Annotated in this window: 14 protein-coding genes and 1 pseudogene; 7 read left to right on the top strand and 8 right to left on the bottom strand. The window is 66.3% G+C overall.

Features of this window, described 5'->3' with window-relative positions; all coding sequences use genetic code 11:
- Nucleotides 1-197: 197 nt before the first annotated feature.
- The 4 genes from AC1DFE_RS19245 to AC1DFE_RS19230 all read right to left on the bottom strand — a co-directional run bounded on the left by AC1DFE_RS19245 (nt 198) and on the right by AC1DFE_RS19230 (nt 4,350).
- Nucleotides 198-1,397: a cytochrome P450 gene (locus AC1DFE_RS19245; RefSeq protein WP_476907466.1), complete on the bottom strand. Its 1,200-nt coding sequence runs from the start codon at nt 1,395-1,397 to the stop codon at nt 198-200.
- 67 nt (nt 1,398-1,464) lie between these two features.
- Nucleotides 1,465-2,430 (bottom strand): PDR/VanB family oxidoreductase, encoded by a 966-nt coding sequence (locus AC1DFE_RS19240; protein ID WP_476907465.1) that lies wholly within the window; start codon nt 2,428-2,430, stop codon nt 1,465-1,467.
- 152 nt (nt 2,431-2,582) lie between these two features.
- On the bottom strand, nt 2,583-3,425 hold the full coding sequence (locus AC1DFE_RS19235; protein ID WP_476907464.1) for an IclR family transcriptional regulator: 843 nt from the start codon (nt 3,423-3,425) through the stop codon (nt 2,583-2,585).
- A 124-nt stretch (nt 3,426-3,549) separates the two neighbouring features.
- Nucleotides 3,550-4,350 carry an SDR family oxidoreductase gene (locus AC1DFE_RS19230; RefSeq protein ID WP_476907463.1) on the bottom strand — a complete coding sequence of 267 codons (801 nt, stop codon included), beginning with the start codon at nt 4,348-4,350 and terminating at the stop codon, nt 3,550-3,552.
- A 157-nt stretch (nt 4,351-4,507) separates the two neighbouring features.
- Here AC1DFE_RS19230 and AC1DFE_RS19225 point away from each other — a divergent pair, with 157 nt between their 5' ends.
- The 6 genes from AC1DFE_RS19225 to AC1DFE_RS19200 all read left to right on the top strand — a co-directional run bounded on the left by AC1DFE_RS19225 (nt 4,508) and on the right by AC1DFE_RS19200 (nt 10,558).
- A complete protein-coding gene (locus tag AC1DFE_RS19225) occupies nt 4,508-5,887 on the top strand; it encodes an aldehyde dehydrogenase family protein (RefSeq protein ID WP_476907462.1) in 1,380 nt (459 codons plus the stop codon).
- Nucleotides 5,888-5,916: 29 nt separating this feature from the next.
- A complete protein-coding gene (locus AC1DFE_RS19220; RefSeq protein WP_476907461.1) occupies nt 5,917-6,843 on the top strand; it encodes an MBL fold metallo-hydrolase in 927 nt (308 codons plus the stop codon).
- 43 nt (nt 6,844-6,886) lie between these two features.
- On the top strand, nt 6,887-8,167 hold the full coding sequence (locus AC1DFE_RS19215) for an MFS transporter (protein ID WP_476907460.1): 1,281 nt from the start codon (nt 6,887-6,889) through the stop codon (nt 8,165-8,167).
- 87 nt (nt 8,168-8,254) lie between these two features.
- Nucleotides 8,255-9,700, top strand: a complete 1,446-nt coding sequence (locus AC1DFE_RS19210; RefSeq protein ID WP_476907459.1) for an MFS transporter — start codon at nt 8,255-8,257, stop codon at nt 9,698-9,700.
- Nucleotides 9,701-9,808: 108 nt separating this feature from the next.
- Nucleotides 9,809-10,207: a YidH family protein gene (locus tag AC1DFE_RS19205; protein ID WP_476907458.1), complete on the top strand. Its 399-nt coding sequence runs from the start codon at nt 9,809-9,811 to the stop codon at nt 10,205-10,207.
- A gap of 3 nt (nt 10,208-10,210) precedes the next feature.
- Entirely contained in the window at nt 10,211-10,558 is a 348-nt protein-coding gene (locus AC1DFE_RS19200) for a DUF202 domain-containing protein (RefSeq protein WP_476907457.1), read from the top strand.
- Nucleotides 10,559-10,859: 301 nt separating this feature from the next.
- On the opposite strand, the gene AC1DFE_RS19195 is transcribed toward AC1DFE_RS19200, so the two are convergent.
- On the bottom strand, nt 10,860-11,159 hold the full coding sequence (locus AC1DFE_RS19195; RefSeq protein ID WP_476907456.1) for a hypothetical protein: 300 nt from the start codon (nt 11,157-11,159) through the stop codon (nt 10,860-10,862).
- A gap of 26 nt (nt 11,160-11,185) precedes the next feature.
- Between AC1DFE_RS19195 and AC1DFE_RS19190 the strand changes: the two genes are divergently transcribed.
- Nucleotides 11,186-12,430, top strand: coding sequence for an FAD-dependent oxidoreductase (locus AC1DFE_RS19190; RefSeq protein WP_476907455.1), 1,245 nt, complete (start codon nt 11,186-11,188; stop codon nt 12,428-12,430).
- Between the two features lie 644 nt (nt 12,431-13,074).
- Here AC1DFE_RS19190 and AC1DFE_RS19185 read toward each other — a convergent pair.
- The 3 genes and pseudogenes from AC1DFE_RS19185 to AC1DFE_RS19175 all read right to left on the bottom strand — a co-directional run bounded on the left by AC1DFE_RS19185 (nt 13,075) and on the right by AC1DFE_RS19175 (nt 15,315).
- Nucleotides 13,075-13,224 carry an aldehyde dehydrogenase family protein gene (locus AC1DFE_RS19185; protein WP_476907454.1) on the bottom strand — a complete coding sequence of 50 codons (150 nt, stop codon included), beginning with the start codon at nt 13,222-13,224 and terminating at the stop codon, nt 13,075-13,077.
- A 73-nt stretch (nt 13,225-13,297) separates the two neighbouring features.
- Nucleotides 13,298-14,581: pseudogene (locus tag AC1DFE_RS19180) on the bottom strand (aldehyde dehydrogenase family protein); the annotation flags it as partial.
- On the bottom strand, nt 14,578-15,315 hold the full coding sequence (locus AC1DFE_RS19175) for an HD domain-containing protein (protein ID WP_476907453.1): 738 nt from the start codon (nt 15,313-15,315) through the stop codon (nt 14,578-14,580). The gene AC1DFE_RS19175 and the pseudogene AC1DFE_RS19180, both read right to left, overlap by 4 nt.
- Nucleotides 15,316-15,325: the final 10 nt, after the last annotated feature.

Below are 15,325 nucleotides of genomic sequence, written 5' to 3'. Positions count from 1 at the left end.
CTGACCACCCGGCCAGACACCCCGGCCACAACAACACTGACCACCGACAGCCAGGTCACGGCCAACACCAAACAAGCAACCCCAGGACTACACAACCCCGGGACGCATCCCCCCGCCCCTTGACAGAACCAATCACATATTAGGCTTGGGCGGCTTACGGCCTTCCGGACAGGGACCGGAAACACGATTTGGGAGATTTAACCGGCAGTAACCCGTACGGGCAGGGACTCGAACCCGCGGAGCACGTTGTGCAGGATCGGGACCGGGGCGCCGGCGGGTTCGATGGCGGCCACCCGCTCGGCCAACTGCTGCAGTATGATTTCCATTTCAAGCCGGGCGATGGGCTGCCCGACGCACTGGTGCAGGCCCATCCCGAAGGCGACGTGGCCGGAGGCGTTGCGCTCGAGGTCGAATTCGTCGGCGTTGTCGCCCCACTTTCGGGGGTCGCGGTTCGCGGCTCCGAGGAATACCAGCACCTTGGCGCCGGCGGGCAGGCGCACACCGCCCAGGACAGTGTCCACGGCAACGGTCCGGTGGAACTTCTGGAACGGCGATTCAAGGCGCAGCGCCTCGTCAACGGCGAACTTGGCCAGTTTGGGGTTCTCCCGCAGCCGGGCCCAGGCCTCCGGGTAGCGGGCCAGCACGGAGAGCGTGTTGCCGATGCCGAAGATGGTGGTGTCCACACCGGCGGACAGGAGTGCCCGGACCAGCAGGGTGGCCTGCTGCTCCGTGATCAGGCCTTCCTCGACGCGGGCCCAGATCTGCGCCCCGAAGCCGGTGTCGTTCAGGTTTTCCCGCTGGCAGTTCCGCATCACCGAGGCGGCGTGCTCGTCGCCTTGGGCGAAGGCCTGTTTGAAGATGTAGTTCTCCGGGCCGAAGGCGTTGAACACCATGTTGCCGTAGGGCAGGAGGTGTTCACGGCCGACGTCGGGAATCCCCACGGCGTCCGGGAAGACCCGCAGGGGGTACTTTTCGGCGAGGTCCGTGATGGCGTCGAAGCGGTCCCGGCGGGCCAGCTGCTCGGTGAGTTCCACGGCAGGCGGGGTGAACGGCTCCCGGAGGGCGCGGACGGTGCCGGGGTTGATGACGCCGGTCAACGCGCGGCGCATCACGGTGTGGACGGGCGGGTCCGATTCGAGGATGCTGGGCGGGCGCCAGCCCGAGTCTTTCCGGATGTCCCGCGGGCCGAGGCCACCTGAGGAGATGTAGGTTTCGAAGTCGGTGAGGACCTCGTAGACCTCCTGATAGCCCGCCACGGCGAAGCTGCCGGTGCTCTCCAGGTAGGAGACGGCGCCGGCGTCGCGGAGCCGCCCCAAGAAGGGGTATGGATCAAGGAGGTTGGCGGTTTCGAAGGGGTCCTCACCCAGGACGTTGGCTTCATGCGTGGTGGCGGTCATTGGAGTACTCCTGATTGGATGGCGTGCCTGAGGCGGACGGCTGGGAAGGTCGCGGTCGGAGGCAAGGCTAGAGATCGAGGACGAGACGGGGGCAGCCAGCGGCCGCGCGGGAAACGCAGACCAGCATGACCTCGCCCGCTTCCTTGTCTTCCTCGCTGAGGACCGCGTCGCGGTGCTCGGGTTCGCCGGAGATGATCTGGGTTTCGCAGGTGCCGCACAGTCCTCCGCGGCAGGAGGAGAGGACGCGCACGCCGATCTCTTCGACGGCTTCGAGGATGGTTTTGTCGTTCGGCACGGTAACCGTGGTCCCGGTGCGTGCAAGCTCCACTTCGAAGGGAGCATTGGCAGAAGCGGCACCCAGCGTGGACGCTACGAAGCGTTCGGTGTGCAGGGCACCGGGGGGCCAGCCCATGCAGCGTTCCTCCATGACGTTCAGTAGACCGCCGGGACCGCAGGCATACACCAGCATGTGCGCCCTCGGCATCCCGAGGATCTCGTCCAGATCGAGCCGGCCAACTTCGTCTTCGGCAAGGATGCGGATCCGGTCCGTGCCGTAGCGGTCTTCCAGTTGCTGGGCAAAGGCCATGGTGCCACGGCTGCGGCCGCCGTAGACCAGGGTCCATTCCTTGCCGGCACGCTCGGCTGCCTCCAGCATCGGAATCAGCGGGGTGATCCCGATGCCGCCGGCGAGGAAGAGATAGCGGCGCGACTCGCGCAGGGGGAAGTTGTTACGCGGCTCCGAGATGGTGAGCCGGGTGCCGGCCAGCAGCGCGTGCACTGCCTTGGACCCGCCGCGGGAATCCGGCACGTGGAGCACCCCGATCCGCAGGTGGTCCAGCTCATCGGGCGAGGAACACAGCGAGTACTGCCGCACCAGGCCGTCGCCCACATGTACGTCGATGTGCGCGCCGGGCTGCCAGGGCTGGAACGGCTGGCCGTCCGCCCGGCGCAGAACCAGGGAAACCACCTGATCGGCCACATTTTCCACCTGGTCGACGACAGCGTCGATGGTGGCTCCTGCGGATGCACTCATGGGGATATTCACTTCCTTTGGGGTCGCCAGCCGCTCAACGGGCCGCGACGGCCGTCTACCTGGCTTCACCTGAAAATTTGGGCTTAATTCGAGGTTAGGTGTTCCGCAACACAACCTGCCGGTCAATTTCCATCCAACGGAAAGAAATCGGTCTACTGCGGCAGGTGCTCAACGCCGAGCCGGCGCGCGATGCCCCGTGCGGCGATGTTGAGCACGGGAACCACGGTGCCCACCGGAGCGGGCCGGCCGCGGGTGACGATGCCCAGCGACGCGACCACCTGGTTGTTCGGCAGGAGCACCGGGACGGCCAGGCCGTAATTATCTGGTCCTGCCTCTTCCTCGGTGGTGGCGTATCCGTTGGTCCGCACCCGCTCGATTTCGGCCGCCAACACCGTGGGGTTGGTGATGGTCCGGGGTGTGTGCGGTTCAAGGCGCTGGGCGGCGGAGGTGAACAGCTCCTTTGCCCCGTAGGCCAGCATGACCTTGCCCGCTGCACTGGCGTGGAGCGGCAGGCGCGCGCCCACTCTGCGGAAAGGCTGCCCCGCGCCGGTGCCGGACATCCGCTCCACCAGCAGGACGTCCTCCCCGTCCAGGATGAACAGGTTGACCACGTTGTGGGTGACGAAGAGGACGTCCTGCATGAACGGGGCCGCTACTTCGGCGATGTTCTGCTGTGCCGGGGCCAGCAGGCCAAGGCGCCAGATGCGCTGGCCCACCCGGTACTCGCCGCGGACCTTTTCCAGTCCACCCCAGGCAACAAGGTCGCCGGCAAGCCGGTGCGCGGTGGCCACCGGCAGGCCGGCCCGGCGGGCCATGGCACTGAGGGTCTGGACGGAGTGCTCGGTGTCAAAAGTGCCCAGCAGGGCCAGCGCGCGTGATGTCACGCTCGCGGCCTGCGGGTCAGCGGCACTGCTGCTGCCTTTCTTGACCCGTACGGGCGCGGCAGCGTTGCCGGGCAACCGCGGGACGCGCCCGTTGGGCGCAGCGTTGGCCATGCAGCACCACCCTCCTGACCGGGACCCAAAAACAGATGCCGGCCGCCGTCTCCTGTCATTTTAAGGCCCGACGCCGGGACCTCCTTACGTGAAAGGTGAGGTCCCGACGTCGTGCCTTATGAACCTACGTGGTGAGCGAAGTGAGGGCTGAACCACGGTAGGCCGCGAGGCCACCGTCGACCCGGATGTCGGATCCGTTGATCCAGCGTGACTCGGGGCGGAGCAGGAAGTCGATGACGGGGGCGATGTCGTCCGGGTCCCCGAAGCGGCCCAGCAGTGCACCGGCACCCTCAACCTTGTCCCGGCCGTGGTCCTTCTTGAAGTCCTCCAGGATGGGAGTGGCCACCGGTCCAGGGCTGACGCTGTTGACCCGGATGCGTTTGGGCAGCAGTTCAGCGGCCAGGTGCTCGGTGAGGAACCGGACGCAGTGCTTGGAGAACAGGTAGGACTCCCCGGTGATTTCGTCGTCGCCTGCCAGCGCGTCCAGCGCGGCGGCCTGGTCCTCGGCGAGTGCGAATGCGGCGCAGCGGTCCTTGACGGTGCGCCACTGCACGGCCACGTTGGAGGCCAGATTCACGACGGCGGTACCCTCGCCGAGGAGCGGGGCCAGGGCCCGGACCAGGCCGCGGACCCCGAAGACGTTGACGGAAAGTACCGCACGCCAGGGTGCTGTGCCCGGGACGCCGGCGATGTTGGCCAGGCCGGCGATGCCGTGCGGTGCGGCCGCTGCGACGGCGGCCGCGGCGGCGTCGATGCCGTCCTGGCTGGAAAGGTCCGCCTGTACAAAGGTGCCGGTGAACGCCGCCGGTGCGTTGCGGTCAATGCCGATCAGCGGCACTCCGCGTTCTGTCAGGATTTGCGCGGTGCGGGCACCGATGCCGGAGGAAACCCCGGTCAGGACGATGGGCAGTTGCTCGTGGGTCATGGGCGCTCCTCGATGTGCGTGATGTGCTTCACTCCATAGTGGCAAGCCTGCCACCGAACCCTGGTCCACTTTCCGTTGGACGGAAAAGTTCTGCGGTGGCGTGGCGGCTGCCATGACACTGGGATAAGAATTCTCCTCCGTGCCGAAAGGACAGACCATGACGGCAGCCCATTACGAGGTACTGGACCCCGCGACGCTCGAGGTCGTGGGACAGGCCCCTGAGAACACCGAGCAGGATGTTGAGCTGGCGGTTGCAGCCGCCCGCGCCGCCGCACCCGGCTGGGCTACTGACCGCGAAGCCCGCCGTGTCGCCCTCCGTTCGGCCGCCGCCCTGATACGCCGCGACCTGGACTCCCTGGCCACGCTGCTCTCCCTGGAGCAAGGCAAGCCCAAGGCGGAGGCCGCCGGTGAATTCAGCGTGGCCGCGGGCCCATTTGAGCACTACGCGGACCTGGCGTGGGACGAGGTGGAACCGCTGGCGCCGCGCGCCGACCGCACCCTCGAGGTCCAGTACCGGCCGGTGGGCGTGGTGGGCACCATCACGCCCTGGAACTTCCCCATCTCCCTGCTCTGTGTGAAGGTTGCCCCCGCGCTGGTGGCGGGCTGCACCGTGATCGCCAAGCCCTCGCCGTCCACGCCGCTGTCCACTATCGCGCTGGTCAACCTGCTCAATGAGGTCCTCCCTGCCGGCGTGCTGCAGGCCCAGACCAGCTCGCGGCGCACCGTCAACGTCGCCCTGAGCACCTCTCCCGGCATCCGGAAGATCTCCTTTACCGGTTCCACGGACGTGGGCATTTCCATTGCGCAGCAGGCCGCCACCACGGTCAAGCGCGTCACCATGGAGCTCGGCGGCAACGATCCTGCCATCGTGCTGGACGACGCGGACCTCGCCGTGACGGCCCGCGGGATCGTCGGCAGCGCCTTCCGCAACGCCGGTCAGGTGTGCATGGCGGTCAAGCGCGTCTACGTCCCGCGTAGACGCAGCAGGGAACTGGCCGAGGCCATCGCCGCCGAGGCATCCCGCCACGTGCTGGGCCACGGCATCGCGGACGGCACCACCATGGGCCCCATGCACAACGAATCGCAGCTCAAGCTGGTCCGGGGCCTGGTGGACTCCGCCGTCGGCAGTGGCGCCCGCATCATCACCGGCGGCACCCCCGGATGCGACCTGCCCGGATACTTCCTCTCCCCCACCGTAGTGATCGACGCCGAACCGGGCATGGACCTGGTGGAGCAGGAACAGTTCGGGGCAGCGCTGCCGATTGTTGCCTACGACGACCTCGACACCACCATCGCCGCGCTCAACGCCGGGGAATTCGGCCTCGGCGCGTCCGTCTGGAGCCCGGACCCGGACCGCGCGTACGCCACCGCCTCCCGGATCGAGGCCGGAACAGTCTGGGTCAACCAGCACACCGTGGTGGAGCCGGATGCCCCGTTCGGCGGCTGGAAGGCCTCCGGCGTAGGCCGCGAACGCGGCCGCTGGGGGCTGGAGGAATACCTGGAAACCCGCGTCATCAATGCCCGCCCCCATTCCTGATCCCGCACCAACCCTGTGAAGGACTTACAGTGAGCGTCGAACTGATCACCCTTGGCACCGCCGCCGGGCCAGCCATCCGCGGACCGGAAAACGGTATCTCCAGCGCCCTCGTGGTGGGCGACGCCTTCTACATGGTGGACTTCGGTTTGGGCTGCTCCCGCGCCGCCCACGAGGCGGGACTGCGCGGCAAGGATTTCGCGGCCGGCTTTGTCACCCACCTGCACTCGGATCATGTGGTGGAACTTCCCGGCTTCCTGCTGTGGAACTGGGGCAACCCGGTGGAGGGCTTCACCGGACCGGTGTCCGTGGTGGGCCCGGGCAAGGATCACACCCGCGACGGCGGCGCGGGGCTTGCAGGCACCAGCGAACTGGTCTCGCACTCGCTGAAGGCGTTCTCCTATGACATCGACATCAGGGTCCACGACGAGGCACGCCCGGATCTGGCCTCCCTGCTGCGCACCGTCGACCTCAACACGCCGACGCACGGCACGCCCGCGGCGGCCCGCCCGTTCGACGTCTACGAAGATGACCGGGTCAAGGTCACGGGCATCCTGGTGGAGCACCCGCCGGTAAGGCCCGCGCTGGCATTCCGCTTCGATACCGACGCCGGATCGGTGGTATTCTCCGGCGACACCGCCGAATGTGAAGCCATGGCCGTGCTCGCCACCGGTGCCGACGTCCTGGTGCACGAAGCGGTGAACCTGGGCTTCTACGCGGGCAAGGGCTTCTCCCCGGAGTTCCTGAACCACCAGCGGATCGCGCACACCCCGCCCGAGGGCGCCGGGCGCGTTGCCGCAGCCGCCGGCGTGGGGCGCCTGGTGCTCTCGCACCTGGCCGGCCGGGCCGAGCCCGAATGGTGGCGCAACCGGGCCGCCTCCAGCTTCGACGGCCCCGTGGACGTGGCAGTGAGCGGGCAGCGGTTCGGCATCGGCAGCCCCGTCCTGGCCCCTGCCTGAGGAATCCTGCTCCCACCCCGTCATCCTCCTGTAAGGACAGCTCTTGGCTCTGCCGTCGCTCACCACCGGAACACCAGCTTCAGGAACGACCACGGCGGACGCGTCCTGGCTTGCCGTGCTCGCCGCAGGCACCGCGGCGGCCATGCACATCTGGAAACTCCCGGCCGCCCTGGCCGCCATCCAAGCGGATCTGGGCACCACGCTGGTCCAGGCCGGGCTGCTGCTGGGCATCATCCAGCTGGCCAGCATCGTGGGCGGCCTGGCCACTGCCGTGGGCGGGGAGATGGTGGGCCTCCGGCGCCTCCTGGTCTCCGGCCTGATTCTGCTCAGCGCCGCCTCCGCGCTCGGAGCGGCCGCCCCCAGCACGGAATTGCTGATGGCCGCACGGACGCTGGAGGGCGTCGGGTTCCTGTTGGCCGTCGTCGTCGCACCTGCCCTGATCCGCAAGGTGGCTCCGCCGCAGCGGCTGAATGTGGCGCTGGCGAGCTGGGCAACGTTCCAGGGCATGGCCACGCTGATCGGCCTGTCCGCGGGTGCGCTGTTCCTCCAGGCCGCCGGCTGGCGCGAGTGGTGGCTGGTGATGGCCGTTGTTACGCTGCTCCCGGTGCCGCTGCTGGTGCGCCGGGTGCCCCGGGATGTGCTCCCGGCCGACGCCGGGTTGCGCTCCGCACTCCGCCGCGTCGGCCGGACCCTGGCCACCCGCCGGCCGTGGATCATCGGGGTGGTCTTCGCCTGCTTTACGGCGCAGTGGATGGCCGTGCTCGGCTTCCTGCCGGCCATCTACCGGTCGGCCGGTCTGGATGGCCCCTGGCCCGGCATCCTCAGCGCCGTCGTCGGCGGCGTCAACGCCATCGGTGCGGTCAGCGCTGGCCCCTTCATTCAGCGCGGCCTGTCCGAACGGAAGATCATCCTCTGGACCTTCCTGGCGATGTCCGCCGCCTCCGTGGCAACGTTCGCCGTGGACTGGGGGACCATCGGGAACGGCATCCTCATCCAGTTCGGGCTCATTGCTGTGTTTTCCGCCGTCGGCGGCCTGATCCCTGCCGCGGTAACCAGCTACTCGATGCGCATCGCCCCCGCCGACGGGTCCGTCACGGCTGTGCTGGGGCTGACGCAGCAGATCTTCAACGTGGGAAATTTCCTGGGCCCCATGCTCTTCGCCCTGCTCGCTTCTCGCGCCGGTGGCTGGGGCACCACTTGGTGGCTGACGTGCGCATTCAGCGTCCTAGGGATGGGCCTGCTCACTTTCCTGGGAGAGACCGACGGCGGCACAGCCCTGGGTGATTCGCCCCAGAAAGCGGCTTTCCACCCAACGGAAAGCTAGAATGTAAGGCTCATCACACGAGCCTAGAGTCAAGGAAAACGCCGCTGCAATCCAGCAAAGGCTCCCTCTTCAACGATTGGGCATACTGTGTCTGAAACTCCCCATCCGGACGTGGCTTCGGGCTCCGCGACCTCCCGCGATCCCCGGACCTGGTCTCGGGCCAAGCGCAACCGCTACGGCTGGTTCATCACGTTCAGCTTGCTCTTCCTGATGATGCTCAGCTGGGCGGACAAGGCGGTGCTGGGCATCGCCGCCGTGCCGCTCATGAAGCAGCTGGGCATCACGCCGGAGCAGTTCGGCCTGGTGGGCAGCGCCATGTTCCTGACCTTCGGCGTGGCGCAGATCGTCGCTGCACCGATCGCGAACAAGGTCTCGAGCAAGTGGATCCTGCTGGTGCTGTGCCTGCTGTGGTCACTGGCGCAGGCCCCCATTCTGTTGTTCGCATCGCTGCCTGCCCTGTGGGCCAGCCGCCTGCTGCTGGGCGCCGGCGAGGGCCCGCTGGCGCCGGTGCTGATGCACGGAATCTACAAATGGTTCCCGGAGAAAAAGGGAGCCACCCCTGCCGCCTTGGCGTCCTCAGGTGTGACGCTGGGCATCGTGGCGTTCGCCCCGGTCCTAGCATGGGTGATCGGGCAGTTCGGCTGGCAGACCGCGTTCGCAGTGCTGGCCATCGTGGGTCTGGCCTGGACCCTCTTCTGGTTCATCGTGGGCAAGGAAGGCCCCTACACCAGCCGAAAGGCCGAGCAGGACATCGACGGCATTGCCCCTGAAGAAGTCCCTCTCGTGACGGAGACCAAGATCCGCTACTGGCGCACCATCCTCTCCCCCAGCTGGATCTTCGCAGTCCTGGCATCCTTCTTCGGCTACTGGACGTTCACCCTGGCCATGTCGTGGGGGCCAGCGTACTTCCAGACTGTGCTGGGCTTCAGCGGGCAGCAGGCAGGGACCATGATCGCTCTGCCCGCCGGGTGGGGCACCATCGCCACCGTGGGCTTGAGCGCGCTGACCCAGCGCCTGCACCTGAAGGGAGTTCCTACACGGAAGGCCCGCGCCCGGGTACTCGGCGCCGCCGGCGCCTTCGCCGGCGCCTGCCTGGTAGGAGCAACAATGACAACGTCCCCTGTCCTGTCGATCACCCTCATGGTCTTCGGCTTCGGCACGGCACCAGCGCTGTTCGCTATCACCTACCTGGTAGTGGCTGAGCTGACCACCATTGGCCAGCGTGGCGCCAATCTCTCCATCGCCAACGCGGTACTCACCACCGGCGGAGTCTTCGCACCTGCAGTCTCAGGTTTCCTGATCGGCGGTGCGCCAACCCCCGCTGAGGGTTACCGTGCGGCCTTCGCCCTGGCCGGTGCCCTGATGTTTACCTTCGGCGTCCTGGCTTTGGTGTTCGTCAACCAGCAACGCGACCGCCGCAGGCTTGGCCTTGACGCCGCCGCTGTCCCCAATCCGGGTGCGTCCACCCCGGTTGGCTCCGCCCCGAGTGCCGGAGCGGAGCCAGCATTCCTAAAGACGGTCACTAAGTCATAGGCATAAGGCACTACGGCCCCGAAGACGGCGGACGGTGGCAATCAACTCTGTTCCCGCATCCTGCCCTGAGCTGAAAAACCATATGACCAAATCTGGAAGGAACGACCCATGGAGGATCTTAAGTCACGTAGCGGCGGCGGGCGCACCGGCCTCTCGCAGCGGATCCTGGGTGGCGGCATCGAACCGGACCCACGATTTACATTGGCCAACGAACGCACCTTCCTGGCCTGGATCCGCACCTCGTTAGCAGTGCTCGCCGGGGGCGTTGCCGTGGAAGCATTCATGGCGGACCTCTTCGGTCCCGAACTCCGCAAAGCCATCTCCGTTCTCCTGCTCGTGCTCGCACTGCTGATTGGCGGTGGCGCGTTCTTCCGCTGGCTAAGTGTTGAACAGTCGATACGCCGTAAAGCTCCGCTCCCTTTGCCTTGGATAGCCCCCGTCCTGGCTATCGGGGGGGCACTCGTCGCCGCCATGATGGTGGTCTTCGTCCTCGTCCGTCCCCTCTGATCCGTGTCTTCGCGACATGACACGCCAACCCACAGCGACGGCGGCCTGCAGCCAGAACGCACAGAGCTGGCCTGGGGCCGGACCACAATGTCCATGACGGTCGCGGCTGCCGTCTTCCTGCGGTGGATGCCCCACCATGGCTGGTTCGTAGGCACCCTCGTCGCGGCCTCAATTGTCACAGCCACGGCCATCAGCAGCACCCGCAAGAAACGGTTCCATCGCGCCATCCATGGAATTAACCAGGAAGCAATCACACCCACCATGACCTCTATAGCCGCCCTCTCCGCCAGCGTCGTCGTCCTCGCAGGGCTGGGAATTCTCACCGTATTGCTCTTGCCGGTGCAACCATGAGCTGAACCGGTGATCAAATAATGAACAGTTTCCTCCCCGCCCGAATGTGCAGTTTCAATCACCCGCCGCATTCTCATGACCGATGAAGCCGGCAGGCGACGTTCCGTGAACGCCACAGGGTGGCCCGGGCTCGGCCGCTCCCGCAGGTTGACGGAAGGCCGGTTATCGGCGTTCAAAGCACGGGAGTAGAAGTGGCCGCGCAAACTCCCGTCCTAGGAAGAACTTCGCGTTTCCGCGCAAGTCCTGGAGTTCATCGCGGGGTCATGGGGTTTAGGTCGCGCCAACCCAGGTAGGGAGCAACTCAGACGGGTTTCGAGGGCGGCAAACGACCGTTGTCGTCGTCCGCATTCCTGCTCGACGCGGCACCTAGACGCGCGGCCGCATCTTGCTGGATCCTCGCAGCTTTGGATGAATAGTCCGCGATGACTTGCAGTTCCTCGTCGCTGTAACCCTCCAGCAGGGTCGCCAGCCCGTTCATGAAGTCGACGAAATGGGGCATCGCTGCAGTTGCTTGGTCCCCCACCAGCTCGATCAAGACCTTCCGCTTGTCCTCCGCGTGCTGGACCCGGCGGGCCACGCCTTTGGCCTCCAGGCGTTGCATCAATCCCGTGAAATAAAGAGTCCGCCATGCTGAAGTGTCTTGTCATCGGGTCCGGAATCGCCGGACTCGCCACCGCCATCTCACTGCAGAAAGGCGGCCACCAGGCCGCCGTCTTCGAGGCTTACGGTGGGCCCTCGGACGGCATCGGCGGCTTCCTCACAGTTGCCGTAAATGGCTTCGACGCCTTGGATACCCTCGGGCTCAAGGGCGCAGCCGCCAATCTGGGCTTCAGCACTCCCCGGATGTCCATGTATTTAGGCAGCACCGGGAAACACCTCATCGACTTTGACTATGGTGGGTCCCTCCCCGACGGCACCACCGCCCGCACCATGACTCGTTCGGAGCTGTACGGCATGTTCCGCGAGGAGGCCAGCCAGCGCGGCATTCGCATCGAGTACGGCAAGCGGCTCCTCACCCTGGAAGAAACGCCCGACGACGTGACGGCCGTTTTCGAGGACGGCACCACCGCTTGTGGAGACCTGGTGGTGGGCGCCGACGGCCTTCACTCGGCGGTGCGACCGTTGATCGACCCTACATCCCCGGCTCCGTCCAACATCCCCTTGCTCAACACTGGCGGCATTGTCGCAACCGGCCTGCTCCCACCTGAGCTGCTGGACGTCGAGGCCGGGCGCATGAAGATGGTCTTCGGCAAGCGCTGCTTCTATTGCTACACGAAGGACCCCGAGGGCAGGATCTGGTGGTTTGCCAACCCGCTTCAGCGTTCATCCGAGAATCCGGCCACACTAGATCACGCCGCCCGCAAGTCCTGGCTGACGCAGCTCGTTGCCGGGGACCGCACGCCCATGGCCTCCATAATCGCTGCCACTGACGACATCATCCGGCCGTACACGACCTCCGATTTTCCGAGCATCCCCAGTTGGCACCGGGAAAGGTTGGTCCTCGTGGGAGACGCTGCCCACGCGGCATCGCCGTCGTCCGGGCAAGGAGCTTCGATGGCCATCGAAGACGCGGTCACGCTGGGACGAGCGCTCCGGGGCGTCTCGCATGAGGAGATCCCGGCCGCTCTGTCCCGCTACGAGAAGGAACGCCGGAGCCGCGCCGAATTGGTGGTCGAATGGGGCCGCCGGAACGCGGCTCCGAAGATCCGCGGCCAGTTCAAGCGTGTCTTCGAAGACCTTGTGCTGAAGGCGGTCTTCCGCTCGCTCACCCGGAAAACCGCCGACAACTTCGATTGGGTCTATCGACACCACATTGATTGGGGTGCATCGGACACTGCACCGGCCGTCCTTGGTGAATCCACTGCTCCGTAACCGCGCGTTTGGGGCCCAGAAGGGCGGTTACGGAGCCATCGATTTGTCAGGAGGGGATTGGATTTACTTCATCCAAACACGAATCCCCCAACGACGTAGACCGCCGACATTGCCGCGGCCGAGGTGAGCCAGCAGCGGCCGCCTCCGCGACCCTTTCGACTTTGACGCCGCAGGGCGCAAGACTCCCATTTGTCGCGGTAGCTGTATTAAGTGGCCTTCCGCCTCACTCATCGGGCCAAAAACACATTCTGCTCAACGTCAAACAGAACGCCGTCCAGGGCCAGCAAAGCCGCTCAAGAATCCCGTGAGGCTCGCCCAACCAATCAACCCACCCTGGCCCCATCGGAGTAGCCAGACCCGGGAGGCCCGCATGGTCAGGGCAGAACTTGACACCGAATTGGCGCTCCATGTCTTCGAGCTCGCCATGAGTAAGGCCCGCCCAACGGAATTTGCGTTTCATAGAGCACGTCGATCGCTGTCTCGACGATAGATCCCACGCCAGAATCATGTCACCAATCACCCCCGGTCCCCAGGGAACCGCCGGGGACGACAGGGCCGAGATGCTTCATTCCATTCAATTCGATGGCTCGGGTTGCTCCGGAATAGCGTCCATTTAGGGCGACGCGGCCGTCGGATGGGCCTGTCTACGCACGGCGATGGATGGACTTGTAGCTCAGGTAGGCGTTCAGGCCTTCAATCCCGTACTCGGTCCCCAGACCGGAGTCGTGCCTGCCGCCGAACGGTGCGGCATGGTTGGAGGCGAAAAAGTTTAGGCCCACAGAGCCGGTGTCCATGCGGTCCGCAAACGTTCATCGCCGCGGCCGGGTCAGAGCCGAACACCAGCCCGCCCAAACCGAACTCGGTGTTGTTGGCCAGGACCACTGCATCGTCGACGTCGTTGTATTTAAGAATGCAGATCACCGGCCCGAAGATTTCCTCGCGGGAGATCCGCATGTCAGGGGTGACGTCGGCGAAGACCGTGGGTTCCACGAAGTAGCCGTGTTCCAGGCCCCCGGATAAGGTCGCGGCGCTGCCGCCGGTGGTGGCGCGGGCTCCTTCGGCCAGCCCCGAGTCCACGTATTCCAGCACGGTCCGGTACTGGGACTCCGTGGCGCAGGGGCCGAACACGGTGTCCGGATCGAGCGGATCACCCTGCTTCCCGGCGGCGATGGTGGCCGTGACCATGTCAACCACGTCGTCATAGCGGCTTGCCGGGGCGAGGATCCGGGTGGCGATGTAGCAGGTCTGGCCGGTGTTGCGCATGGAGGACTTGATGAGGACCTCGGACATGGCGTTCAGGTCAGCGTCGGGCAACACAATGGCGCTGGACTTTCCGCCCAGCTCCAGTGTGACCGGCCGCAACAGCTCACCGCAGGCCGCGGCAATTTTCCGGCCCACCGGCGTCGAACCCGTGAACGCCACTTTGGCTACGCCGGGGTGCTTCACCAGCACATCCCCGAGCCGGCCGGATCCGGTAACAAGATTAACCACGCCTGCCGGGACACCGGCCGCGGCGATCGCATCGATGATCACGCGGATGGACAGCGGGGTGGGCGATGCCGGTTTGATCACCACGGTGCAGCCGGCGAGTAGTGCCGGTGCCAACTTGATGATCACCAGGTTGATGGGGAAGTTCCACGGCGCGATCAGCGCGCAGACTCCGAGGGGTTCGCGCCGGACCACGGACTCACCACCCCCGCGGGGGAACGGTCGGACGTCCTCTTGTTCGAGGTACTCGGCGAGTGTGGCGAAGTAGCGGAAGATGCCTGCCGCGTTGGCCGCCGCCCCGGCAGATTCGGCCACGGGAGAGCCGTTTTCGCGGGAGTTGGTGAGGGACAGCGCCTCGGCCCGCTTCTCCACCTCGTCGGCGATCCGGAGCAGGTACGCGGCGCGTTCGGACGGTGACAGGCGGGACCACTTCCCCTGAAACGCCCGCTGGGCGGAGCCGACGGCGGCGTCCACGTCTTCGGGAGTTCCGTCCGGTACCGAGCCCCACACCTCGCCCGTGGCGGGGTCGGTCACCGGGTTCCGGCCGGTGCCCCGCGAAGGGCGCCAGGCACCGTCGACGAAGATCGTGTCCACATGTGTGTGCGGTAGGGACAGCTCCGTGCGGGCAAGCAGGGCAGGAGCACCATGGGTGGCGGAGGTCATCGGATCACTCCTGTCTTAAGCAGGGCGTTGGAACGGTTGAGGTCGGCCGTCGCCATGTCCACGGCGGCCTGGGTGATGAGTTCGGGCACGATTTCGGTGGCCAGCCTGTCGGTGTAGGTGGCCGGGTCCATGGCGAACCACGAAGACGCGAGGGAGATGCCGGCGCGGTCGAAACGCCACAGCCGGTCGGCGTCGCGCATTAGAGCATCCTCCAGGGACCGGGCCACCTGCCGGGTATCGTGACCGTCGATGATTTCACAGACACGTTCCACGAACTCCGCGGAATAGCCCAGGCCCGGGAGTACCCGGCGCGCAACGTTGCAGCCCTGCTGTTCATGCTCGTAGCGGATGGTGGCCTTGCGCCAGTCACCGGTGAACCCCTCGGAGATGATGCGGGATTCATCCACGTGGGCCCAGCCGGTGTCGTGCAGCAGGGTGGCCACGCGCACCAGTTCGGCATCGGCGTCCGGGTATGCCCGGCACAGCCGTTCGGCGTAGGCCAGGGAGATTGGCAGGTGGATGTCGTTGCCGCGCGTCCGGGTTTCCTGAACAACCGTCTTCCACAGCGCGTCGAGCTCCTCAAGGGCAGCGGGGGTATTGCAGATGGGGGTGGTGTCCACCGGCCCGGCGGCGGGAACGGGCCGGACGCTGTACTCCACGACGAAGGCCTGGGCCAGCACGTCGGTTTCAGGGGTGGGGCCGGCTGGGGCGATCGGAGTCTTGGGGGTGCTCATAGTGCTCCTT

It is taken from the genome of Arthrobacter sp. 05T423 (assembly GCF_056396245.1).
The sequence above is the reverse complement of the archived record's forward strand: the minus strand, read 5'-3'. Positions and strand labels throughout refer to the sequence as shown.